Raw genomic sequence first — 23275 nt, 5'->3', positions numbered from 1 at the left:
GAAGTGCCGGCATGTGTGTCGGCGACTTTATCGCCCAACATCTCTTCAAGGACTGACTATGGCCCTCTGGCAGCAAACGCCGAATCTTGAACAGCTAAATGGTTTTCTGAAGAACACCATTGGCGAACAATTGGACATTCGCTTCGAGTCTTTCGATGACGAATCGATCACGGCCAGCATGGCGGTCGACTCGCGCACTCACCAACCCTACGGGCTGCTGCATGGCGGCGCGTCAGTGGTGCTGGCGGAAACGCTGGGCTCCACCGCCAGTCATCTGTGCATCGATAGCGGCAAATTCTATTGCGTGGGCCTGGAGGTCAACGCCAACCACCTGCGCGGTGTACGTAGCGGCCGCGTGACGGCAGTGGCGCGACCGATACACCTCGGGCGGACCACCCACGTCTGGGATATCCGCCTGAGCGGGGAAGACGGCAAGGCCAGCTGCATTTCTCGGCTGACCATGGCTATCGTGCCGCTGGGTGAAAACGGCCCTGGCCAACGCTAAGGACACACTCCGTCAGTGCTGCTGAGGCTGACGGGCTCTCATTAGGTTTGGCTGCAGTGCCATCATTCACTGGCCGTTATGTCGTTGCTGCAGGGACGGTGCTGCAGGACAATCTCAGTCAACTATTTAGATAAGCCATGTGCCATGACCCCAAACGTGTTCTTCGCTCATGCCAACGGCTTTCCTTCGGCCACCTATGGCAAGCTGTTTGCCGCGCTAGCCCCTGACTACCGGGTACAGCACCTTGAGCAGCATGGCCACGATCCGCGTTTTCCGGTGAATGATAACTGGAGCAACCTGGTCGATGAGCTGATCCATCACCTCGAAGCCAATCAGCAGCCGGTATGGGGCGTGGGCCATTCGCTGGGCGGGGTGTTGCATTACCACGCCGCTTTACTGCGCCCTGATCTGTATTGTGGGGTGGTGATGCTCGACTCACCGGTGCTGACCCTGGCCGACAAAATAGTGATTCGCGCCGCCAAGCGCTTTGGCTTTATCGACCGCATCACCCCGGCTGGGCGAACCTTGGGCCGGCGTGAGGAGTTTGTCGACTTGGCCGAAGCGCGCGGCTATTTCGCCGCAAAAAACTTGTTCAGCCGCTTCGATCCGGAATGCCTGGATGCCTATGTTGAGCACGGTTTGAAGGTAAGCGCGAACAACCTGCGCCTGCGCTTTGATCCAGCCACGGAAATCAGCATCTATCGCAGCGTGCCGCATACCAGCCCTGGGCGTCCGCAGCAACTGCAGGTGCCGCTGGCCATGGTCAGGGGTCGGCACAGCCGGGTGGTGATGCCGCACCACACCCATCTGGTGCGGCGCGTACCGAAAGGTGAATACCTGACGCTGCCGGGTGGCCATATGTTTCCTCTGGAGCGCCCGCAGGATACCGCAGACCTGCTGAAGAAACTCTTCCAGCGTTGGTCCGGTCAGCCCATAACTGAGCAAACTGCATGAGCCTGAATTTTGAAGAGGTGCGCCTGCGCCTGCCGCATATAGAGCTTGCCGCCCATGTTTACGGACCAGAAGATGGTAGGCCAGTGATTGCCTTGCACGGCTGGTTGGATAATGCCGCCAGCTTCGCGCGCTTGGCTCCGTTGTTGCCAGGATTGCGTATCGTGGCTTTGGATTTCGCCGGGCACGGTCATTCCGACCACCGTCCGCCCGGCAGCAGTTATGCCATTTGGGATTATGCCCACGATGTATTGCAGGTCGCCGAGCAGTTCGGCTGGCAGCGTTTTTCCCTGCTTGGGCACTCCATGGGCGCGATTGTCTCGGTGTTGCTGGCAGCGGCCATGCCTGAGCGTGTAGAGCGCTTGGCGTTAATTGATGGGCTGATTCCCTATACCGGTGAAGCCGACAGCTCACCGCAGAAACTCGGTGAAGCGCTCAAGGCGCAGCTGGCTCTGGCAGATAAGAGTAAACCGGTATACGCCGAGTTTTCTCGTGCGGTTGAAGCACGCATGCGCGGCGTTGGCGCGGTCAGCCGTGAGGCCGCCGAGTTGCTTGCTCAGCGTGGCCTGATGCCGGTGCCGGGTGGCTACACCTGGCGCACCGACAGCAGCTTGACCCTGCCGTCGCCACTACGCCTGACCCATGCCCACGCGTTAGCGTTTGTAGGTGGCTTGCAATGCCCGACCAAACTGCTACTGGCGCAACAAGGCATGCTGCTGGCGCAGTCGAGCATTAGCCAATTGCTCGAGGGCTTGGCTATTGAGGCGGTGCAGTTGCCCGGCGGGCATCATTTGCACTTGGATGACGACCAAGGCGCAATGCTGGTAGCAGACTGTTTCAAAGCTTTCCTGGGTGCGCCTTGACTTGATCTAGGTAACTGGGGAAGGTGTTGCGATAGCCACGGAGATTCGCATGATCGACCTGTATACCGCCGCCACCCCCAACGGCCATAAAGTGTCCATCGCACTGGAAGAGTTGCAGTTGCCTTACAACGTGCAGGCATTGAGTTTCGACAAGCAAGAACAGAAGGCCGCGGCCTTTCTCAAGATCAACCCCAATGGTCGTATCCCGGCGATTGTTGACCGCGATAACGATGATTTCGCAGTGTTCGAATCCGGTGCGATTCTGATGTACCTGGCCGAGAAAACCGGGCGACTGCTGCCCAGCGATGCCAAAGCGCGTTCACGGGTGATCCAGTGGCTGATGTTGCAAATGGGCGGCGTCGGTCCGATGCAGGGGCAGGCCAATGTGTTCTTTCGCTACTTTCCGGAAAAGCTACAAGGCCCCATCGACCGCTATCAACATGAAACCCGGCGCCTTTATGAGGTGCTCGACACGCGCCTAGGCGAAGCGCAGTACCTGGCCGATGACTACAGCATCGCTGATATCGCCACCTATCCTTGGGTGCGTATTCATGAGTGGTCCGGTGTTTCGGTCGACGGGCTGGAGCATCTGCAGCGCTGGATGAATGAGCTGGCTGCACGCCCAGCGGTGCAGCGTGGCCTGTTAGTGCCGCAGCGCGAAGAAGACGGCGAGAAAATCGTCAAAGCCGCCCAGTCGATGTTGATCAAATGAGCCGGTTTAATGGTTATTGCCTCGGTCTGAGCCTGCTGCTGGCCAGCGCTGTTGCGGGCGCAGAGGTGCCTGGCAGTCACGACCTTGACGTGCTGCCGCGTTTTGCTGGGAGCAAAATTGTCAGCTTCAAGGATGTTGCCGAGCAGGAACGCACTTACCCGCAAGGGTCGATACGGCGCATCAGTGGCACCTTGCGGTACGAGCGAGAAGTCGCCGTTAAAGGCCAGCTAACTACCGTGACCTATGAGTTACCGAGTACCCACTCGGCCAATGAGGTGTTCGCCAACGCCCGTACCGCACTGCAAGCGCAAGATGCCGAACTGCTGTACTGGTGCGTGGGTCGTGAGTGCGGCTCAAGTAGCTTGTGGGCGAACGCGGTATTCGACAATACCAGGCTGACGGGCGCTGATGACGAGCAAACCTATGCGTTGATGCGTCTGGCTGAACCGCGCCACGACAGCTTGGTGGCGTTGTACAGCATTACCCGCGGTAACAAACGTGCCTACCTGCATGCCGAATTACTCACGGCCAATGCAGCGCTGGGTGAGGTGTTACCAACACCGGCCACCTTGCAGCGCCAGCTAAAAAGTACCGGTGAACTGCGCCTGGCCAAGCAGGTCGAACCCAGCGCTGCCTGGGCTGAACTGCTAGCGGGTAGCCTGCGCCTCGACAGCACCTTACGGGTCAGCATCAGTGGTGCGCAGGCTGAAGCTTGGCGTGAGGCGCTAGTTGCACAGCGCGTGCGTGCCAGCCGCCTGGAGCTGGGTGAACCAGATGTCAGCGGCGTGCAACTCAACGTGCTGCGCTAGTCATTCAGCGGCGTTACTCTTGTCGTTATAAATTCCTCCGGCTCTGCCCCTTATGGCAGAGCCTTTTTTGTTGTGCAGGGAGCTGGGTGAATGGCCAATAACGATCGGCTGCTGGTGCAGATACTGCTTCTGTTCTTATTAGGCGCCAGCCTGTGGGTGCTGGCACCGTTTTGGTCGGCACTGTTTTGGGCCGCGGTGTTGTCGTTTGCCAGTTGGCCGGTGATGCGCGTGCTGACGCGCTTACTCGGGGGGCGCCAGTCCTTGGCGGCTGGGCTGTTGACCCTGGTCTGGACTGTAGTGGTTGCAGTGCCGTTGGTGATGCTCGGGTTCAACCTGGCGGATCACATCAAGGATTTCACCGCTTTGCTCAAGGGTTTCCAGGTCGAGGGATTACCCCCAGTTCCTGCTTGGCTGGCTGGCGTACCGCTGGTGGGCGAGCGCCTGGTGGGCTTCTGGCTGACCATCGACCAGCAAGGTGCAGCGTTTTTTGCGACCGTACGCCCGTACCTGGGGCAGGTGGGTAATTGGCTACTGGCGCGCAGTGCGCAGATCGGTAGCGGTATGCTGGAGCTGGCCCTGAGCTTGATTCTGGTGTTCTTTTTCTACCGCGACGGGCCGCGTTTGGCCGCGTTTGCGCAAAGTCTGTTGAAACGCTTGATTGGTATGCGCGCCGACCACTACTTGGAATTAGTGGCTGGTACCGTACAGCGAGTGGTCAACGGGGTGATCGGCACTGCGGCCGCGCAGGCCATTCTGGCGTGGGTAGGCTTTGCCATCGCGGGTGTACCAGGCGCGTTGGTGCTGGGGGTTTTGACCTTCGGTTTTAGCCTGATCATGGTGCCGCCATTGATCTGGGGTCCTGCCGTAGCTTGGTTGTTCTGGCAGGGAGAGGTCGGCATGGGAATTTTCTTGCTGATCTGGGGCATTTTTGTGATCAGCGGGGTCGACAACATCCTCAAGCCTTATCTGATCAGCCGTGGCGGCAACCTGCCGTTGATCGTGGTGCTGCTCGGGGTGTTTGGCGGCATCCTGGCGTTTGGCTTTATGGGCCTGTTTCTCGGCCCAACCTTGTTGGCGGTGGCCTACAGCCTGCTGAGTGATTGGGTTGGCACGCCCGTCGGCAGCATAATGCTCAGCAGCACTGAGCCGGCTGAAAAGACGCAGCGCTGATTTTCACTGGCGCCACCCAGGTATGCGAGCAGACACCCTCAAACACAGGGCGTCTGGTCGTTTGTTAAGGCTTAGCGCTCGCCGCGCTCGTATTTATCTAGGGTATCGCTGGCGATCTGCCGGCCGAGCATGATCAGCTCCGGGGCCTTGTAGAACTCGAAGAAGCGACACACGCGCTTGGGCACGTTGATCAGGATGTCTGGCGGGTAGCCGGCAATCTTGTACTGCGCCAAGGAGGTTTGCATGACCTCGAAGCTCTGGTTAATCAACTCAAGCAACGAAGCGGGGCCGCTGAGGTCTGCTACCCGCGAGCCACTGGCTGATTTCGGTGCGGCGGGCTTGTCCATGTTGCCGCGGGCGTTATGCTGCCAGGGATTGATGGCTTCAGGTTGCAAGCTGTTGTCGCGCTCTTCCAGCAAGAGCATTTCGTCGTCTTCGCCATGTTTACGTTTGAACGAAGGCAGGTGCGATCCCAATGAGCTCATGAGCAGGTCGAAACGCCCTTTGAGTGCGGGCGTGCGCTCTATTATCGGCAGCTCGTAGTGCCGCTGGTGGGTCGAGTTAAGATTGACCGCGACAATCAAATCGCAGTGGCTGGACACCACAGGTACGATGGGCAGTGGGTTGAGCAGGCTGCCATCGACCAGCATACGGTTGCCTTGGACCACTGGGGTGAACAGGCTGGGAATGGCCGCCGAAGCGCGCATGGCCTGATGCAGGCAGCCTTCTTGAAACCAGATTTCCTGTTGGTTGGTGAGGTCGGTGGCCACTGCAGTAAAAGGGATACGCAGGTTTTCGATGTCGATCTCGCCGACCATTTCACGAATCTTGCCGAAGACTTTCTCGCCGCGAATCGCGCCGAGACTAAAACTCACATCGAGCAGGCGCAATACATCCAGATAATCCAGGCTTTGGGTCCACTCACGGTATTCCTTGAGTTTACCGGCAGCGTAGATTCCGCCGACCACCGCGCCCATGGAGCAGCCGGCAATGCAGGCAATTTCATAGCCGCGTGCTTCCAGTTCTTCAATTACACCAATGTGCGCATACCCACGCGCGCCACCGGAGCCTAATACCAGCGCAATGCGCTTACTCATTGGTAGGTCCCTCGTAACGGTTTATGCAGCGAACATACGCGCGGCAAAGCGCGCCGCCAAGGCGCGATTTGCTAGTATCCTCAGCATGCGTGTTTGAGTGCGATGTTGACTGGGCTGTGGGCACTTTTATCTGTTTCGTGCGTCTTAAAGGCTGTGTTGATGCGTGGCGATCAGGTGTGACAAAACGTCCTGATACGCAAGCAATGTACGTCTCTCTTCTGGAGTTACCTGATGAAACTGTGGATCGTGTTGCCTATGATGTTGCTGGTGCTCAGTGGTTGCGCCGGAAAAACTGCTTATCGCGACAGCTGTGCCAACCAGTTGGATGCCGCTTGGCGTGAAATGGACTTGGCCAAGGCCGAGGGATTTGCTGGCACCGTGAGTTATTCCAAAGCCTTGTCGCTGCTGACCGCGGCGAAAACGCAGCAGCAATTTGAAGCCTATAAAGGTTGTACGGCGAAGTCCGAACGGGCGCGCTTCTATATTCGTGAATCGCGAGCGGGGCGTTAATGCAACTGGACTTCAGCACCCTTGAGCCGCTTGAACGTTACCGCTGGTTAGCCTCGACCATCACGCCGCGGCCGATTGCCTGGGTCTCCAGCCTATCGACAGACGGAAACAGTAACCTGGCGCCGTTCAGCTTTTTTACGGTGATCAGCGATGACCCAGCGACCCTGCTGATCAACGTCAATCACCGTGGTGATGGCAGCCTGAAAGATACTCTGCTGAATGTGCAGGCCAGCGGCGAATTGGTGATTCAGTTGGTGTCTTTCGAGCAGGCCGAGGCCATGAACGCCAGCGCGGCGGTCTTACCGTACGGCATCAGCGAATTCGAACACTGTGGCATCGCCAGCCTGCCATCGGTGCAGGTTAAACCGCCGCGGGTAGCGGCGGCGGCGGTGGCGTTCGAGTGCCGGCTGGTAGACGCCATGCCTTATCCAGCCACGATGCCCAACTGCCACCTGCTGTTTGCCGAAGTATTGGTGGCGCATATCGATAAGCGCGTGCTCAACGAACAGGGCCGCATTGATGCCAGCAAGCTCGACGTGGTTGGTCGTCTCGGTGGCGCAGCTTATACCCGCACCACCGAACGTTTTGATCTACAGCGGCCTTAACCTATGCGTTTAAGCCTGCGCAGTAGCCATTTCTCCGCTTCGACACTGCCGCACACCCCTAGCGCCACCAGCAGGCACCAGCCCCAGGCGAGCGCTGGTAGGGCGGCAGTGGCAAACACCTGCTGCATGGCTGGCCAGTAAGTGAGCAGCAGTTGCAAACTTAGAAGCAGGCCTACCATGCACCAGACCATCGGGTTATCGCGCAGGGCGAAGTTGGCTCGCCCTTCAAGGCGACGACTGCTGAACAGGTAGCCAATTTCGCAGGCGACTACGCTGTTGACCGCCAGCGTGCGGCTGCTGTCCAGGCTCCAGCCTAGCGTTTGGGTAAAGAGAAACAGGCCGAGGCTGGCCAGGGTCATCAATAAACCGATAAATACCACCCGCCAAAGCAGGTGTGGGCTGAGTAAATTGACCTTTGGATCGCGCGGCGGCCGGCGCATTAAATTGGCTTCTGCCGGTTCAAACGCCAGCGCCAGTGCCAGGGTTACGGCGGTGATCATGTTGATCCAAAGAATCTGTAGCGGGGTGATCGGTAAGGTCAGTCCCAAGGCAATGGCGGCCAATAGAATCAGTGCTTCGCCGCCATTGGTGGGAAGGATAAATAAGATAGTTTTTTTCAGGTTGTCGTAGACCGTACGACCTTCCTCGACCGCATGAGCGATGGAGGCGAAGTTGTCGTCGGCCAGCACCATCTGCGCGGCTTCCTTAGCCGCTTCAGTGCCTTTGATGCCCATGGCGATGCCGATATCTGCGCGTTTTAATGCGGGCGCGTCGTTGACCCCGTCGCCGGTCATGGCCACCCGTGCACCACAGGCCTGTAGCCGCTCGACTAGACGTAGTTTGTGCGCCGGGCTGGTTCGCGCAAACACGCTTGTGGTCGGCAGTAACTGATCCAGTTGTGAGTCGCTGAGGCTATCGAGGTCGGCGCCGGTCAAGGGCTTACCATCACCCAGGCCAAGGCGTTGCGCGATGGCGCTGGCGGTGCCGGCATGGTCGCCAGTGATCATTTTCACAGCGATACCGGCTCTGTGGCATTCAGCGATCGCGGTTATGGCTTCCTGACGAGGTGGATCAAGCATGCCGACCAGGCCGAGCAGCACGTAATCGCCATTTAGATCCTGATAGTCGAGCGTTTGCTGCGGCGCGTTAAGCGGTCGAATGGCCATGCCGAGCATACGCAATCCTTGGCGAGCGCCGCTGTCCAAGGCCTGATGCCAGTGCCTCAGGTCGAGCGGTTCGGGATGGCCGTCACGCCATTGGCGGTTACAGGCGGCGAGCAGGCGTTCAGGCGCGCCGATCATATAAATCAGCCCATGACTGGCGTGGTCATGATGCAGGCTGGCGGTGCAGCGCTGTTCTGAGCTGAAGGGGATGGTATCGACCTGCGGTAGGTTACGTGCCTCATGCTCCAACTCCAGCCCGGCTTTACCTGCCAGAGTTAACAGGGCGGCCTCGGTTGGGTCACCGGTGATGCTCCAGCCATTCTCGCTGCTGCGCAGGCTGGCGTTATTGGCCAGCAGGCCGGCACGGGCCAGTTCGCGTAGGTCATCGGCGGCGTCAAGTTGGCATAGCTGGCCGTCATCGCAGTGAATGCTGCCCTGGGGGGCATAGCCAACGCCCTCGACGCTGTAACGGTGGGCGGCGGTAAACACTTGCTGCACAGTCATCTCGTTGCGCGTCAGCGTGCCGGTTTTATCCGAGCAGATCACCGTGACCGCACCCAGGCTCTCCACTGCGGGTAAGCGGCGAATGATCGCGCGGCGCTTAGCCATGCGCTGCACGCCCAGGGCAAGAATAATCGTCAGTACCGCCGGCAGGCCTTCCGGAATAGCCGCTACCGCCAGGCTGACAGCTGCCAGCAGCATGGCGTCGACACTGTAACCACGCAGCAGTACGCCGAAGACAAAAGTCAGCACCGCCAAAACGATAATGGCCAAGGTCAGATGGCGGGCAAATTTAGTCATGTCGACCAGCAGCGGCGTCTGCAGGCTGACCACGCTTTCTAGCATGTGACTGATCTTGCCCAGCTCGGTTTGCTTGGCCGTCGCCACCACCACGCCAGCGGCGCTACCGGCACTTATCAGAGTGCCTGAGTAGGCCATACAGCGACGATCGGCAAGGCTGGCAGCCACATCAACGGCGCCGTGATGTTTATCCACGGGTAACGATTCGCCCGTCAGTGCGGCTTCATCAATACGCAGGTCGCGGGTTTCCTGTAGGCGCAAATCGGCGGGTACGCGGTCACCCGCCTCCAGCAGCACCCAGTCGCCGGGCACCAACTGTTCGGCGGCAATGCTGTGCACCTGGCCATTTCGGCGCACCCGGCTTTCCAGGCTAAGCATCTGCTGAATCGCCAGCATGGCGTGTTGCGCTTTACCTTCCTGGATAAAGCCGACCACGGCATTGATCAGCACCACGGCAAAGATCACCGCACTGTCGAGCCATTCACCCAGCAGCAGGGTAAGTAGGCAGGCACCGAGCAATACGTAGATCAGCAGGTTGTGGAACTGCAGGGCAAAGCGTTTTATCGGCCCGGTGACTTGCTGTTGCGGCAGCAGGTTGGGCCCATATTGAATAAGGCGTTGCGCCGCATCATCAGCATTTAGGCCCTGAGCGCTGCTGCTGAGGTGGTCCAGGCTTTGCTGCGCCGACTGAGCGTGCCAACTGTGGCCAGGTGATGCTTGCATGATGGGCTCCAGTGCTGTTCGGAGCTTCAGCTTAGCCACCTTCATGAGGCTAGGCGCTGGCCTAGATCAATTGAATGGCGCACAAGTTCGTCAGTAAAGGTTTCCAGGCGCTATGCCGTAACAGCGCCACGCAGTAGCATCGCCGTTGGTCTTAAAGGAGTGGTTTATGCGCGCTAAACTGGAAACTGTGCTGCAGACGGTCAATCACGTGCTCTTAGGCAAGGAGCCGCAGGTGCGTCTGGCCTTGACCTGTCTGTTAGCCCAGGGCCATCTGTTGATCGAGGACTTGCCCGGCATGGGCAAAACCACTCTTAGCCACGCCCTGGCCAAGGTGCTGGGGCTGAGTTTTCAGCGCATCCAGTTCACCTCCGACTTATTACCCGGCGATATTCTTGGCACCTCGGTGTTCGACAAGGACACTGGGCAGTTCGTCTTTCATCCCGGGCCGATCTTCGCCGAACTGGTGCTGGCCGATGAGATCAACCGCGCCACGCCGAAAAGCCAGAGCGCGCTGCTCGAAGCCATGGAGGAAGGCCAGGTGACTATCGAAGGTGCGACCCGGCCCTTGCCCGAACCTTTCTTTGTGATTGCCACGCAAAACCCGGTGAGCCAGGGCGGTACCTTCGCTTTGCCCGAATCGCAGCTAGACCGCTTCCTAATGCGCCTGTCGCTGGGCTACCCCGGTAAGGCGGCGGAAAAAGCACTGCTGCTGGGTGAGTCGCGGCGCTCTTTGCTGCCCACTTTGCCCGCGCTGCTGGATCACGCTGAATTGGCGCTGATTCAGGCTGAAGTGCCGAAAGTACGCGCCAGCGATGCCTTGGTTAATTATGTGTTGCGCTTAGTTGATGCCACCCGCACACAGCCGCAGTTCGCTTGGGGCTTGTCGCCACGCGCCAGCCTGGCACTGCTAGCGGCGGCGCGTGCTTGGGCTTTCTTGGCGGGGCGTGATTATGTAATTCCGGAAGACGTGCAGGCCGTGTTGCCCTCGGTGGTGGGGCATCGCCTGCGTGAGCGTGCTGACCCGGCCGGGCATGGGGCTGGCAGTTTGGTGCAGTGGCTGCTGCGTGAGGTGCCGGCGCTTTGATGCATTTGTTCAAGTCGCGCTGGAAGCGCTGGTTGGCGCGGCGTATTCCAGCTGCTGCCAACGTGCGCTTAAACCAGCGGCGGATTTTTATCATTCCGAGCCGGGTTGGGGCGGTCTTTATCTTGGCGTTGCTGTTGATGCTGCTGGCGGCGATCAATTACCAAAATAGCCTGGCTTATGGTCTGACTTTTCTGCTGGCCTCGGTGTTTGTGGTCGCCATTCTGCATACCTACCGCAACCTGGCTGGGCTGATGCTCAAAGCGGGCAGTGCGCCGGCGGTTTTCGTCGGTGAGCAGGCCGGCTTTCGTGTGCGCTTGGAAAGCAGCCAGCGGCCTCATCAGGCCGTTAGCCTGGGTTGGCCGCCGGCCGAATTACAAACCCAGGATGTGCCCGCGCAGGGCATCAGTGAGTGCCAGTTAAACCTACCGGCGCTGCGGCGTGGCTGGCTGCAGCCGAGTCGACTGCGCGTCGAGAGCCGTTTTCCGCTGGGCATTCTGGTGGCTTGGAGTTGGGTTGATCTGGATCAGCGAGTGCTGGTTTATCCACGCCCCTTGCCGGGTGATCTGCCACTGTCTACGGGTGCCAGTGAGGATCAGGACGAGGAGGGCAGCCGCCCGAGTGGCCAGGGTGTAGATGATTACCAAGGCCTGAAAAGCTATCAGCCGGGTGACTCCAAACGCCGCCTGCACTGGAAAGCCTATTCCCGTGGCCATGGGCTGCTGGTCAAGGATTTTGCTTCACTCACAGGGCGTGACGTGCAACTGGATTTCGAGGCCTTGGCGGGTGATGTGGAGACGCGTTTATCACTGCTCTGCCATTGGACCCTGCAGTTGTCTGAGCGCCATCAACCGTTTGCCCTGAGCTTGCCGGGCCAACTGCTGCCTGCCGACAGTGGTGAGTTACACCGTGATGCCTGCCTGCGTGCGCTGGCATTGTTTGGACGTGCGCCATGAGCCGTATGACTTCAATCCCGCGCGTGAGCCTGACTTGGTTGTTGGTGGCGCAGGTGCTGGTGATCATCCCGCACCTGACGCATTTGCCGTTGTGGATCATCGGTCTGTGGCTGGGCAGTGCCGCGTGGCGTATTCAGATTTTCCGTATGCGCGCACGCTATCCAAACGCCTGGGCCAAGGGCGCGTTAATGCTGGCGGCGGCGGTTGGAGTGTTTCTCTCGCGCGGCAGCCTGATCGGCCTGGATGCCGGGGTGGTGTTGCTGATTTCGGCTTTTGTCCTGAAGTTGCTGGAAATGCGCACGCGGCGTGACGCGCTGGTGCTGATCTTCCTCGGCTTCTTTGTGGTGGTTACCGCCTACCTGTTCGACGACAGCATGCTGATGGCCTTCTACAGCCTGTTGCCGGTCACCGCTTTACTGGCTGCGCTGATTGGCCTGCAGCAGAGCAGCTTGGCCGCCCAGCCGTGGCCAACTGCGCGCCTGGCTGGCGGGCTGCTGTTGCAGGCGCTACCGGTGATGGTGCTGCTGTTTGTGTTCTTCCCACGGTTGGGCCCGCTGTGGTCATTGCCGGTGCCCAATGACAAGGCCACGACGGGCCTGTCGGACAGCATGGCGCCGGCGGATATCGCCGAACTGAGTCGCTCGGCCGCCTTGGCATTTCGCGCCAGTTTTAACGGAACAACGCCGCCGCGCAGTGAGTTGTATTGGCGCGCATTAACCCTCGATCGCTTTGATGGGCGACGCTGGTCGCAGTCCGATTACGCCGAGTTTGCCCCCGACGCACAGTGGCAGAAGCAGGGCGAAGCCTTGAGCTACAGCATCGTCATGCAACCGAGTGCGCAGCGCTGGTTATTTGCCCTTGATGTGGCGCAAACCAACCTCGCGCAGACTCGACAGATGAGCGACTTTCGCTTGCAGCGCCGGCAGCCGGTGGATCGTTCCTTGATCTATCAAGTCAGCTCTTGGCCGCAGGCATTACGTGAACTGCAACCGGCTCAGCAAACCCTACGCCGCGCCTTACAACTGCCGGCGCAGGGCGAGCCGCGCAGCCGAGCCTGGGCCGAGCAGCTCAAGCGCGACTACCCGCAGCCCGAGCAACTGGTGCAGGCGCTGCTCAATCACTTTAACCGTGAACCCTATGCCTACACCCTGCGTCCGCCCACGCTGGGGGAGAACAATATTGATGATTTCCTCTTTGAAACCCGCAGCGGCTTCTGTGCCCATTACGCAGGAGCAATGACCTTTGTTTTGCGCGCTGCCGGTATTCCGGCGCGGGTGGTGGCCGGTTACCAGGGCGGCGAGTTCAACCCGGCGGGCAACTACGTCCAAGTGCGCCAGTTTGATGCGCATGCTTGGGTTGAGTATTGGCAGGCGGAGCAGGGCTGGGTCAGTGTTGACCCAACGTTCCAAGTGGCCCCAGAGCGGATCGATATGGGGCTGGAAGAAGCTCTGGCTGGCGAGCAGAGCTTCCTTGAAGACTCGCCTTTTTCCCCGCTGCGCTATCGCAACCTCAGCTGGCTGAATGAACTGCGCATGGCATGGGACAACATCAACTACGGTTGGCAGCGCTGGGTTCTGGGTTATCAAAGCGAGCAGCAACTGGAGTTTTTAAAGCGCTGGCTGGGTCGCGTGGATGCGCAGTCATTGGTGCTAGGGCTGGTGGGCGGTGGTGGACTATTGCTAGGGCTGCTTGCGCTTTGGCTGTTCAAGCCCTGGCAGCGTGAGCGTGATGTGCAGCAGCGCCTGTTCCGTCGTTTTGAAGGGTTATTGGCGCGTCATGGAGTGGTACGTCAACCAGGCGAAGGGCCGCGTGACTATGCCGCCCGCGCAAGCCAACAATTACCTGCGCAAGCACACGCAATTGCTGACTTCGCCGCTGCATTCGAAGCGCAGCGATATGCCGGGCAAGTGCTTTCAACCGGGCAATTACACCAGCGCCTGAAGGCGCTACGGCGTGCATTACCTTGGCGCTTCACCCGTGCACAACCTTAGAGCGACCATTGGCCACTTGTGGCAAATCAATAAGGGCATAAGCTGGCAAGAGTTTTCAACGGAGTGAGACGATGCAAGGCTTGATTGATGAAGTACAGCAGCACGTAGTGCGTATCCAGGTTCGCCTGTTCGCCTGTCGTGAGCGACTGCTGGCGAACACCGATGACGAGGCCTTGCATGACCTGCGTATCGCCGTGCGCCAGCTGCGCAGCCTGCTGCGCCCGCTAACGGCGGCTCCGGTTTGTGCTGATCTGCAGCAGTATGCGGCACAGGTGGGTCGAGTTACTGGGCCATTGCGTGACCTTGAAGTGTTGCAGGGGTATTTGCAGCAACAAGGTTTGCGTGCGGCGGCGCAATCACGCCAGCCACTGCTGCTGCAGGGCTATAACGAACTGCTGGGCAGTCCGCCGCTTGTAAACCTCCTTAATGCCTTAGATGATTGGCCGCAGCAATGGCGAGCGGCAGCCAGTAACGGAGCGTTGCGCGGCCTGAACCGGCTGATAAGGCAGCGCTTGCGCAAGGACCGCAAGCGGCTCGTACAGGCGCTGCTTGATCCCACTCATGATCGTCATCGCTTGCGTCTACTGGTTAAGCGTCTGCGCTATGCGGCTGAGGCGTATCCACAGTTGAGTGCGTTGTCCAGGCGCACACGCCTGCGCCTTAAGCAGGCACAGGCGGCGCTGGGCGACTGGCACGACCATTGGCAGTGGCTGCTGCGCACCGAGACTGAAGCTGACCTACAGCCGTGTGTGCCGGTCTGGCGCGCAGCCATGCAGCGGGCTGAGCAAGAGGCAGATCTGGCCTTAGAGCAATTGGTTACGGCCTTTGCCCGCCCTAAGGGCTGATCAGCGGATATACCTTCGGCTTATTTGGCTGAAATGCCGTGCCAATCATCGCTGTCTTTGTCCTAAGATCACCGGCATCTTTAGTGGTTGAGGTGGTTATGGGCTTTTCTGAGTTACTTCAAGCTGTGCGCGACAATCCGCAAGCCGTGAGCATTCCTTCGCAATGGGGGCAGGGCCGCGCCAGTTTCGGTGGCTTGGTGGCGGCGTTGGTGTATGAGGCCATGCGCGCTCAGGTGCCGGCTGGGCGTCCGGCGCGTTCCCTGGCGATTACCTTTGTCGGCCCTGCCGCGCCGGATGTGCCGATCAGCTTTGAAGTCGAAGTTCTGCGTGAAGGTAAAGCTGTTAGTCAGGTACTAGGGCGCGCCGTGCAAGATGGCCACGTGGTGACCATCGTGCAGGGCAGCTTCGGTGCTGGGCGCGAGTCGCGCATTGCCGTTAAGGCCGAGGCAGCTCCAGCAGCCAAGGCTGTGGATGAGTGTCAGGAAATGCCTTATATCCCCAATGTAACCCCGGAATTTACCCGCTTTTTGGCCATGCGCTGGGCGTTCGGCGGTATGCCGTTTACGGGCAATCCATCGCGGGAGATGGGCGGCTGGGTGCGTCTGCGTGATCAAGACCGTGTCGAGCCGGCCAATGAAGCGCATTTGCTGGCGTTGGTCGATGCCTGGCCACCGGCGGTGTTGCCGCATTTGAACGCGCCGGCACCGGGTAGCTCATTGACCTGGACCATTGAGTTCGTTCAGCCCATGAGCGAGTTAAGCACCCTGGACTGGTGCCTGTACCGCGCGCAAATCGAGCACGCACGTGATGGCTACGGCCATGTTGCAGCTGCGCTGTGGTCGCCCGCAGGCGAGCTCCTGGCGATTAGCCGGCAGACCGTGGCGGTATTTGGCTGAGCCTGATTGCTCGATGTGTTAGAGCTTGAGCTGGCGAATGGCTGTGTTCAGCTCGCCCGCCAAGTTGGCCAGATCGGCACTGGTTAATGCTGATTGGCCAACTTGGCTGACGGTTTGCTCGGTGACGTCACGAATACGCATCACTGCGCGGTTCATTTCTTCGGCCACCTGGCTTTGTTGTTCAGCCGCCACGGCAATCTGCGTATTGCTTTCACGCATGTGCGCCACTGAGTCGGTGATGGCGGCCAGGGCTTGGCCGGCCGCATCAGCCTGTTTCACGCACTCATCGGCTTTGATCGAGCTGTCCTGCATAAAGTCCACGGCATCACGTGTACCGTTTTGCAGGGTGTTGATCATCCGCGTGATAACGGTGGTGGAGTCCTGCACGCGCTTGGCCAGGTTGCGCACCTCATCGGCCACCACGGCAAAACCGCGGCCCATCTCGCCTGCACGGGCCGCTTCAATAGCCGCATTGAGGGCGAGCAGGTTGGTTTGTTCGGCGATGCCATGAATTTCACTGACCACACCGCCGATCTTCTGACTGTCGGCAGCCAGTTGCTCGATCATTTGCGCGGTTTGTTGCACGCCGCTGGACAGCCCGGAAATCGACAAGGCCACACGATTTACTACCTGCTGGCCGCTGCGGGTCAGTTGTTCAGCGGTTTTTGCTTGGTCGCGGGTATCAGCGGTGTGCTCAGCAATATGATGCACCGTGGCGGACATCTGATTGATGGCCGTAGCGGCTTGTTCCGTTTCGCTTTGCTGCTCAAGCATGCCGTGGCGCACATCACGCATATTGCCCGCCAGTCGTTCGGCTCCCTCATCCAGCTGCGCCGCTGATTGCGCGACAATGCTTACCACCCGTTGATAGCCAGCTTGCATTGCATTGAAGGCACTGGCCATCTGGCCCACCTCGTCACGGCAGTTGAGCGGTACACGGGCGCTCAAGTCACCACTTTTTTCCACCTGCAGCATCACGTCTTTAAGGGTGTTGAGGTGGCTCAGGAGGAAGCGAATCAGTAACTGCGACGCGCCCAACAACAGCAGCATCAGCAAGGCGACGACCCAGGCATAGCTGAGCGCGCGGTCGAAAAAAACCTCACTAAGGCTCGGTGCTGAGGCACTTATGGCCAGACGCTGGCCGTCTTCACGACCGATGACTTCGACGCCGATCAGGCCTTCGCTGCCGTTCAGGTCGACCCAGCCTCGGGCATTGGCTAAGGCGTGGCCCTGATTATCCGGCAGGCGCGGCGGCTGGCCTGCGATAAAGCTCAGCAGGTTGTTGGCACGCGGCAGGGGCTGGCCTAGCGGCCACTGGTTGAGCAGATGGGCTTGTTGTTGCACGGCCTGCTTGGCGGCGGCGTGCTGCGATTGCTGTTCCAGATGCAGTGCATAGAGCACCAGCAATAGGGTGGTGAAAAAGGCCACGGCATTTACGGCCCAGAATTTGTATTTCAGGGAAAGGTCGCTGATCCAATGGCCCATGCAGGTGTCTCTGTGTGAAGTGTCGATACTTGGCTAAGTGCCAGTAGTGTCGACCAACCGCACGGAGGCTCTATTGATCCTCATCAACAAGCGTGTATTAACTGCAATATGGGCTGGTTACTCGGCAATGGCTTTGAACATCGGCAGTTTGAAGAAGTCCTGTGCGCTGGCGTTGCTGTGGGCGGCTAAGTCCTGTTCGGTTTCACCGCGGTGCAGGGCCACTTCACGCAGCACCTCGAACAGGTAGGCGGGCTCGTTGCGGCCGCTTTTCGGTTTTGGCCGCAGACTGCGCGGCAGCAAAAAGGGCGCATCACTCTCCAGCATCAGGCGACCACGCGGTATTTCCTTGACCAGCGGATGCAAGTGGCTGCCACGGCGCTCGTCGCAAATCCAACCGGTGATACCTATGTGCAGGTCCATGTCCAAGTAGTTGAACAGCGCCCGTTTCTCTCCGGTAAAGCAGTGCACCACCGCGGCCGGTAGCTGGTCACGAAAGTGGCGCAGGATCGCCAGCAGACGCTCGTCGGCGTCGCGCTCATGCAAAAACACCGGCAGTTGCAGTTCCACTGCCAGGGCTAACTGCTGTTCCAGCACCTTCTCCTGTTGCGGCCGGGGTGAGAAGTCACGGTTAAAGTCCAGCCCGCATTCCCCTACCGCACGCACCCGCGGTTCGGCCAACAGACCCTTGAGCTCGGCATAGCTGTCGTTGTTCCAGCTGCTGGCATCGTGGGGGTGGATGCCGGCGGTGCTGAACAAATGCTCAGCGCTGTCATCCAGCTGCTGGCAAAGCGTCAGGGCGTGCTGGCTTTCACTGAGGCTGGTGCCGGTCAGCAGCATTTGCTGGATGCCCGCTGCATAGGCGCGCTCAAGGAGTGCTTCGCGTTGGCCGGCAAAGCTTGGGTGAGTCAGATTGACGCCGATGTCGATGAGTTGCATGGTGCTACCTGCTTAATTGATCGGGCAGCATAGCAGAGCTATTTGCAATAGATTAAAAGTCAATAAATACAGTTACTTAAAGTCTATACATGATGTTGTGTGTGATAACTGGCTGGTATCCATAGGCGGGCTGTGCGAATCTCCGCGCCCCGCGCGAGCCGTCAGTTGTCCTGTACGCAGTCCTTTTTAGATGAGCTGCTGTACTGACCTGTTGGTCGCCTCTGCTCTGGAGCCTTGATGTTACGAGTGCTGCTCACCTGCTGCCTCTTGCTGCTGTCTTGGACCGCGGTCGCACGCGTGGCTGGGCCGCTGGAGGTCGAGCAACCCAAGGCTGCCCGCGACCTAGCGAGCATTCGCAGCAGCGGTGAGTTGCGCGTACTGGTCAATCAGAGCCGTAACAGTTCGGGCGAGGTCAAGGGTCAGAGCATTGGCGTTGAATACCAGCGTATGCGCGCCTTCGAGCAGTACCTCAACCGTAACTCGCGCGATGGTCGCACGCTCAAACTCAAGATTCTCCCCCGCGCCAAGGATCAGCTGCTGGCCGCCTTGCAGCGCGGCGAAGGCGACTTGGTTGCTCCCGGTGAGCTGCTGAATATACCGCGCGGCAGCAAGCTCAGTGCTAGCGCGGCCATCCGCAGCAATGTGCCGCTGATCATTGTTGCCAAACAGGGTAACCGGCGTTACCAGAACCTTGAACAGCTCTCCGGGCGCAGCTTGGCCTTGCCTGCGGGTAGCGTCGCCGGGGAAGCAGTACGGGCGGTCAACCAACGACTGATTAACAGCCAGCGCTCACCTATCATCGTCGAATGGGTCGACCCAACGCTGGCCGTCGAGGATGTGCTGGAAATGGTCCAGGCTGGCATCTTCAGCGTCACGGCGGTCGAGCAGCCGATTGCCGAGCGCTGGGCCAAGGTAATGCCCAAGCTGCGCCTGGATCGTCACCTGCAACTGTCTAATGACGGTGACATGCGCTGGTACGTGCGCCGCGATACGCCGATGCTCGGTACGAGCATCGATCGCTTTCTCAAGGGCTACCGTGACCCGGCGGATCAGGATGCAGCCTTTCAGCGTGTTTACCGGCGCTTGTACAAGGTGCATTACCCGCTGGGTCGCACCGAGCGCCAGCGCCTAGAGAAAGTCCGCCCGGTGTTGCAGCGTTATGCCAGTCAGCATGATTTTGACTGGCTGGCCCTGGCAGCTTTGGCCTTCAAAGAGTCCACCCTTAACCCGGCAGCGCGAGGAGCGGGTGGCGCGACTGGACTGATGCAGATTACTCCGGCGGCTGCGCGCACTGTGGGCGTGAGCAACATCGGTGTGCTGGATAACAATGTTCAGGCCAGTGCCAAGTACCTAGCGATGATTCGCCGCAACTACTTCAACAGTCCGCAGCTCAATGAACGTGAGCGCATGGCCTTTATCCTGGCGGGCTACAATCTGGGACCGCAACGGGTGCAGAGCATGCGTGCGGAAGCGCGCCGGCGTGGCCTGAACCCCAACCAGTGGTTCTTCCAGGTCGAACGGGTGGCCATGGAGCAGATGGGCATGGGTGTAGTCAGCTATGTGAATAGCGTGAATAAGTACTACCTGGCCTATAGCCGTGAGCGCTATTTGCTAGAACCATAGTTCATGCAGGCGTTTAATATATTGATTTATTAGATACTTTATAGCGAATTTATCGGCTTTAAATATCGAATAATTGATTTATTATTTGCTTCATCAACTCCCGCCTATAAGGACCTCTGTCGATGAATACGCTGATCACATCTGTTGTTGCGACCCAAGCAGGCTACGGCTTAACCGTGCTGCGCATTATTGCCGGCCTGACTTTTGCCGCCCACGGTGCGCAGAAGCTTTTTGGCTGGTTTGGCGGTTACGGTCTGGGAGGCGTGGGCCAGTGGATGGAAAGCATCGGTCTGGCCCCTGGCTACCTGATGGCGCTGATGGCGGGCAGCGCCGAGTTCTTCGGCGGTCTAGCCTTGGTCATCGGACTATTGGCACGCCCTGCGGCTGCCGTGTTGGCAGTGACTATGGTGGTGGCGATTGCCACGGTGCACTTGGCCAATGGCTTCTTTATGAGCAACAACGGTTATGAGTTCGCTCTGGCGCTGCTGGCCATCAGCGTGGCGATTCTTATTGAAGGTGCTGGCAAGCTGTCGCTGGATAAGCGCATCGCTGGTTAATCGTTAAACGACTCGGCAGCAGCCCGCTAAAAGCCCACTTCGGTGGGCTTTTAGCGTTTTAGGGTTGTGGCTTGTTTGGCGTCGCCAACTGTTCGGCAGCGTCCAGCCGCAATTGTTCGCGTTGATCGAAGTTTTCTACAGCCAGCTGGGCAATGGCGCTGCGCTTGTCGCCCGCGCTCAGTCCGGCATTGTTTTCGATGGCCGCTTTGTCGGTGCGGTACTGGGCGATACGCTTTTTCCAGGTCTGCCGTTGCTGATCAAGCACCTCAAGACGTTGTGTGGCTTCGGCGCCGACCAGTTGCTGACGCAGTTGGCGGATCTGTGCTGGCTTGGCTCCGCTGGCCTGCAGTCGTGTAGTTTGCTGACGCAGTTCGTTTTGCAGTTGCGGCAAAACCGCGTCCTGCATGTCGGCGGGCAAGCTGTTGCGCAGTTGATCGACGGCGGCGGCTTTGCCGGCATCGTCCAACTGACTGTTTTGCAGAATGGCCAGGCGCTGCAGGGTGAACTGGTTGTAGGCCGCTTCGCGGGAAAAAAAAGCCTGCTGGGTTTGGCTGTCGAAAATGCGCGTCCTTAACGCTTGAACGGCCATTTCACGATGGCGCAGGGCCTCGAGATTGGCCATCTGTGGCAGGTCGCGCTCGAGTAAGACCAGTTCGCGCTTGTAGTCGAGGTATTGGTTGAGCAGGCTCAGCGCTTGTTCCCGGGCATTGGCCGGCAGTTGCGCTGCAATATAGGCACGCAGCCGTTCGACACTGCTAAGCAGCGGCTCTTCACCCGCCGCTGCGAGGAAGTAATCGAAGATTTGACGGATGTCTTCGCTGATCAGCAAGTTGCCATCAGCATCAAGGCGAAAGGTGCCATCCACTGTGGTGCCGCTGAATGAGGCGGGCAGGTTTTTCAATGGCTGCGTTGTGTTTTTCGGGGGGCTTCGGCTTTGTTTGCCTGGTTGTATGTAAGCGCTTTCTTTGGGCGCGGGCGGCTTGTCGAGCCCGAGTTGCTGCGTAATGCCTTCGGGTTGCAGGTACAGCGCTAAAGCCAGGCATGCAGCGAATAGCAAAGGGGATAGCAGCAGGAGTTTTTTCACAGGGACTCTTTAATACGGGTCATCCAGTTGAGCGATTGGGCGCAATGACGCCAGGGGCTGCATCCAGCCCCTGACGAGTCTTTACAGGCCGTCGTTTTTCAGGCGATTGGCATGTTGGCGATAGACCGTGATCGGGTCGGTCTCGAACAGGCTGGTCAACCCGAGAGTCTGGTTGACCTCGTCGAGATGATTCATCCGGTAGTTGTCACGGATCACCTTGCCCATATGTGAGCTGCAGCGGCCGACCAGGCCATCGTTGGCTTCGCCGTTGAAGGTCAGCGAAGTGGCGCCCAGCAACAGGTCGCTCGGATCGATGATGTTGGTTACTGGGCTGGTGCCACTCCACGAGTAGTAACGCACGCCGCCGACCTTGTAAGCGCCTTCGCCGCAGGCTGTGGTGGGAATGCCCTGCGGAAACTTAGCATTAAAGCGGGCTGCGCCTTCACTGTTGAGCGACTCCAGCGTGCCCAGTGCGTTCTGCGGGCTGGTGCTGGAGCTGCCCGAGAGGAAGTTGATCAGGGTACCAAGGCCGTTGACGATGCCGGCCAGCAAGAGTTCACCAGCCGAGCCCGGCGGCACCTGGCGGATAAAATCAGCCGTGGCCGAGCCTTTGTGTGGTGCGCCGACACTGGTGGCGGATGCGACTAGATTGGGGCTCACGGCCGCAACGTAACGAATGGTTGGGCCGCCATGGCTATGGCCGATCAGGTTGACCTTGGACTTGCCGCTGATAGCGACAATTTCTTCTACTTGGGCCAGCAGTTGTTCGCCTCGCGCCTCAGAGGTATCGAGTTGGCTGACTTCTGTGACGTACACGCTGGCGCCGTCGCGGCGCAGCGCGCCAGGAATGCCATACCAATAGTCCACACCGAGAATGCTGTCGAAGCCGAGCATACCGTGGGCCAGCACCACCGGGTACTTGGTCTGGGTGTAACCGGAGGAGCCGAACCAGAAGGCGTGGGTGTTGCCTGAGGCCAGTAAACCAGCCCCCAGGCAGAGGGCGAGCAGAGTTTTATTGTTGTTCATTGGTGCTCTCGCTAGGGTTGATCGGACAGTTCTATGCACTCCATGCCGCTAAAACGCCCATCCCGTGGCGCGTGCTTCAGCCTCTAATTGATGGCACAAAGCATGCCAGCAGCCAAAAATTCAGCTGAAGAGCTCTGTTTCAGCTGTTTTCGTCGAATTTAAAGGATTTTTACGGTTTATCGGCTGGCGTGCTTGTTACGCAGCGTAACGGTACAAGGGTTAAGTCAGGCCCCAATTGCGTGTCGCACGGCACCGTATGCGTCAGCTAACTGCAGATAAACGCGCTGTTTTTTGCGCCTACCGAGCAGCGATGGATACCGCTGGCTGTTGGGGTTGTGTATTGACAGCTTTGCGCGAGCTTCTCTAGGATGCCAACCCATGCGCCGATTTAAACAGCTACTTGCGGGGCGCCGGGTTGCTTGCTCAATGCACAACCCTCAGAAGTCCTCTACTGAGGCTTCGAAATACCGCTAAAGCGCTGGTTCGGTGTCGCCTCTCACCGCTGCCCAGCGGACCCAATGAGGCGGAGACACACCGATGCTTTGTCCCCAACCGCTTATCCGTTTGGCCCCCATCACGTCCGGGCTGATTCAGCGCAACCCCAATATCCTTCTTGGTGGCAGTCACCAGCCAACGCTGCTGCGTTATCTCGACGGCTGGCCGAAGCGCTGGGCGGGGCCGCGCACCTTTCTGATCAATTTTGTCCACGATGGCGAGTCCTTGGCGCGCTTTGCCAGCAACCACTTTGATATGGCGGTGATTCAGGCGCCGACGGCGGCGCAGCTGGAAGAAACTGTGCGCCAGCTGACGCGAATAGCTAAGCAAGGACTGATTACTCGGCGTTAGTCGTGTTGACAGTGGCTCGGCCCACCCTAGCCACTGCTTA

At 59.1% G+C, this 23275-nt stretch carries 22 protein-coding genes and 1 pseudogene; 16 read left to right on the top strand and 7 right to left on the bottom strand.

The genetic code is table 11. From position 1 onward, the window contains the following. Positions 1-58 precede the first annotated feature (58 nt). The 6 genes from BMZ32_RS11830 to BMZ32_RS11805 all read left to right on the top strand — a co-directional run bounded on the left by BMZ32_RS11830 (position 59) and on the right by BMZ32_RS11805 (position 5010). On the top strand, positions 59-505 hold the full coding sequence (locus tag BMZ32_RS11830; protein WP_090242241.1) for a hotdog fold thioesterase: 447 nt from the start codon (positions 59-61) through the stop codon (positions 503-505). Between the two features lie 144 nt (positions 506-649). Next, positions 650-1459, top strand: a complete 810-nt coding sequence (locus tag BMZ32_RS11825; protein WP_090242238.1) for an alpha/beta fold hydrolase — start codon at positions 650-652, stop codon at positions 1457-1459. Next, complete coding sequence (locus BMZ32_RS11820; RefSeq protein ID WP_090242236.1) at positions 1456-2319, top strand: alpha/beta fold hydrolase; 864 nt, start codon at positions 1456-1458, stop codon at positions 2317-2319. Before BMZ32_RS11825 ends, BMZ32_RS11820 begins: the two co-directional genes overlap by 4 nt. Positions 2320-2368: 49 nt before the next feature. Further along, complete coding sequence (locus tag BMZ32_RS11815) at positions 2369-3031, top strand: glutathione S-transferase family protein (protein WP_090242235.1); 663 nt, start codon at positions 2369-2371, stop codon at positions 3029-3031. Next, positions 3028-3840 (top strand): DUF4892 domain-containing protein, encoded by an 813-nt coding sequence (locus BMZ32_RS11810; RefSeq protein WP_090242233.1) that lies wholly within the window; start codon positions 3028-3030, stop codon positions 3838-3840. The genes BMZ32_RS11815 and BMZ32_RS11810 overlap by 4 nt, the downstream gene beginning before the upstream one ends. A 90-nt stretch (positions 3841-3930) precedes the next feature. After that, on the top strand, positions 3931-5010 hold the full coding sequence (locus BMZ32_RS11805; RefSeq protein WP_090242231.1) for an AI-2E family transporter: 1080 nt from the start codon (positions 3931-3933) through the stop codon (positions 5008-5010). Between the two features lie 71 nt (positions 5011-5081). Here the strand turns inward: BMZ32_RS11805 and BMZ32_RS11800 are convergent, their stop codons facing one another. Continuing rightward, positions 5082-6107 (bottom strand): patatin-like phospholipase family protein, encoded by a 1026-nt coding sequence (locus tag BMZ32_RS11800; RefSeq protein WP_090242228.1) that lies wholly within the window; start codon positions 6105-6107, stop codon positions 5082-5084. Positions 6108-6338: 231 nt separating this feature from the next. Between BMZ32_RS11800 and BMZ32_RS11795 the strand changes: the two genes are divergently transcribed. Then, positions 6339-6617 carry a hypothetical protein gene (locus BMZ32_RS11795; RefSeq protein WP_090242226.1) on the top strand — a complete coding sequence of 93 codons (279 nt, stop codon included), beginning with the start codon at positions 6339-6341 and terminating at the stop codon, positions 6615-6617. Further along, entirely contained in the window at positions 6617-7222 is a 606-nt protein-coding gene (locus tag BMZ32_RS11790) for a flavin reductase family protein (protein WP_090242224.1), read from the top strand. The genes BMZ32_RS11795 and BMZ32_RS11790 overlap by 1 nt, the downstream gene beginning before the upstream one ends. Here BMZ32_RS11790 and BMZ32_RS11785 read toward each other — a convergent pair. Beyond that, positions 7219-9909: an HAD-IC family P-type ATPase gene (locus tag BMZ32_RS11785; protein ID WP_090242222.1), complete on the bottom strand. Its 2691-nt coding sequence runs from the start codon at positions 9907-9909 to the stop codon at positions 7219-7221. The genes BMZ32_RS11790 and BMZ32_RS11785 overlap by 4 nt on opposite strands. Positions 9910-10075: 166 nt before the next feature. Between BMZ32_RS11785 and BMZ32_RS11780 the strand changes: the two genes are divergently transcribed. From BMZ32_RS11780 to BMZ32_RS11760, 5 genes are all read left to right on the top strand, one after another. Beyond that, positions 10076-10993 carry an AAA family ATPase gene (locus tag BMZ32_RS11780; protein ID WP_090242220.1) on the top strand — a complete coding sequence of 306 codons (918 nt, stop codon included), beginning with the start codon at positions 10076-10078 and terminating at the stop codon, positions 10991-10993. After that, positions 10993-11946 carry a DUF58 domain-containing protein gene (locus BMZ32_RS11775; RefSeq protein WP_090242218.1) on the top strand — a complete coding sequence of 318 codons (954 nt, stop codon included), beginning with the start codon at positions 10993-10995 and terminating at the stop codon, positions 11944-11946. Before BMZ32_RS11780 ends, BMZ32_RS11775 begins: the two co-directional genes overlap by 1 nt. Beyond that, positions 11943-13937: a transglutaminase TgpA family protein gene (locus BMZ32_RS11770; RefSeq protein WP_090242216.1), complete on the top strand. Its 1995-nt coding sequence runs from the start codon at positions 11943-11945 to the stop codon at positions 13935-13937. Before BMZ32_RS11775 ends, BMZ32_RS11770 begins: the two co-directional genes overlap by 4 nt. Before the next feature lie 71 nt (positions 13938-14008). Then, entirely contained in the window at positions 14009-14782 is a 774-nt protein-coding gene (locus tag BMZ32_RS11765; protein WP_090242214.1) for a CHAD domain-containing protein, read from the top strand. A 98-nt stretch (positions 14783-14880) separates the two neighbouring features. Beyond that, a complete protein-coding gene (locus BMZ32_RS11760) occupies positions 14881-15678 on the top strand; it encodes an acyl-CoA thioesterase (RefSeq protein WP_090242212.1) in 798 nt (265 codons plus the stop codon). A gap of 18 nt (positions 15679-15696) precedes the next feature. On the opposite strand, the gene BMZ32_RS19835 is transcribed toward BMZ32_RS11760, so the two are convergent. The 3 genes and pseudogenes from BMZ32_RS19835 to BMZ32_RS11750 all read right to left on the bottom strand — a co-directional run bounded on the left by BMZ32_RS19835 (position 15697) and on the right by BMZ32_RS11750 (position 18099). After that, positions 15697-16452 (bottom strand): methyl-accepting chemotaxis protein, encoded by a 756-nt coding sequence (locus tag BMZ32_RS19835; protein WP_425272880.1) that lies wholly within the window; start codon positions 16450-16452, stop codon positions 15697-15699. 114 nt (positions 16453-16566) lie between these two features. Beyond that, a pseudogene (locus BMZ32_RS19830) lies at positions 16567-16728 on the bottom strand (HAMP domain-containing protein); the annotation flags it as partial. Positions 16729-17280: 552 nt separating this feature from the next. After that, entirely contained in the window at positions 17281-18099 is an 819-nt protein-coding gene (locus tag BMZ32_RS11750; protein ID WP_090242208.1) for a TatD family hydrolase, read from the bottom strand. A 237-nt stretch (positions 18100-18336) separates the two neighbouring features. Between BMZ32_RS11750 and BMZ32_RS11745 the strand changes: the two genes are divergently transcribed. Together BMZ32_RS11745 and BMZ32_RS11740 are read left to right on the top strand one after the other, a co-directional pair. Beyond that, positions 18337-19722: an MltF family protein gene (locus BMZ32_RS11745; RefSeq protein WP_090242206.1), complete on the top strand. Its 1386-nt coding sequence runs from the start codon at positions 18337-18339 to the stop codon at positions 19720-19722. 122 nt (positions 19723-19844) lie between these two features. After that, on the top strand, positions 19845-20279 hold the full coding sequence (locus tag BMZ32_RS11740; protein WP_090242204.1) for a DoxX family protein: 435 nt from the start codon (positions 19845-19847) through the stop codon (positions 20277-20279). Positions 20280-20337: 58 nt separating this feature from the next. On the opposite strand, the gene BMZ32_RS11735 is transcribed toward BMZ32_RS11740, so the two are convergent. Then, positions 20338-21363: a lipase secretion chaperone gene (locus BMZ32_RS11735; RefSeq protein ID WP_090242202.1), complete on the bottom strand. Its 1026-nt coding sequence runs from the start codon at positions 21361-21363 to the stop codon at positions 20338-20340. Between the two features lie 81 nt (positions 21364-21444). Further along, entirely contained in the window at positions 21445-22389 is a 945-nt protein-coding gene (locus tag BMZ32_RS11730; RefSeq protein WP_090242199.1) for a triacylglycerol lipase, read from the bottom strand. Positions 22390-22926: 537 nt separating this feature from the next. Here BMZ32_RS11730 and BMZ32_RS11725 point away from each other — a divergent pair. Further along, positions 22927-23235 carry a hypothetical protein gene (locus tag BMZ32_RS11725; protein WP_090242197.1) on the top strand — a complete coding sequence of 103 codons (309 nt, stop codon included), beginning with the start codon at positions 22927-22929 and terminating at the stop codon, positions 23233-23235. The last annotated feature ends 40 nt before the right edge of the window (positions 23236-23275 follow it).

It is taken from the genome of Pseudomonas guineae (assembly GCF_900113745.1).
Taxonomy (GTDB): Bacteria; Pseudomonadota; Gammaproteobacteria; order Pseudomonadales; family Pseudomonadaceae; genus Aquipseudomonas; species Aquipseudomonas guineae.
This window is presented reverse-complemented; position numbering and strand designations above follow the sequence as displayed.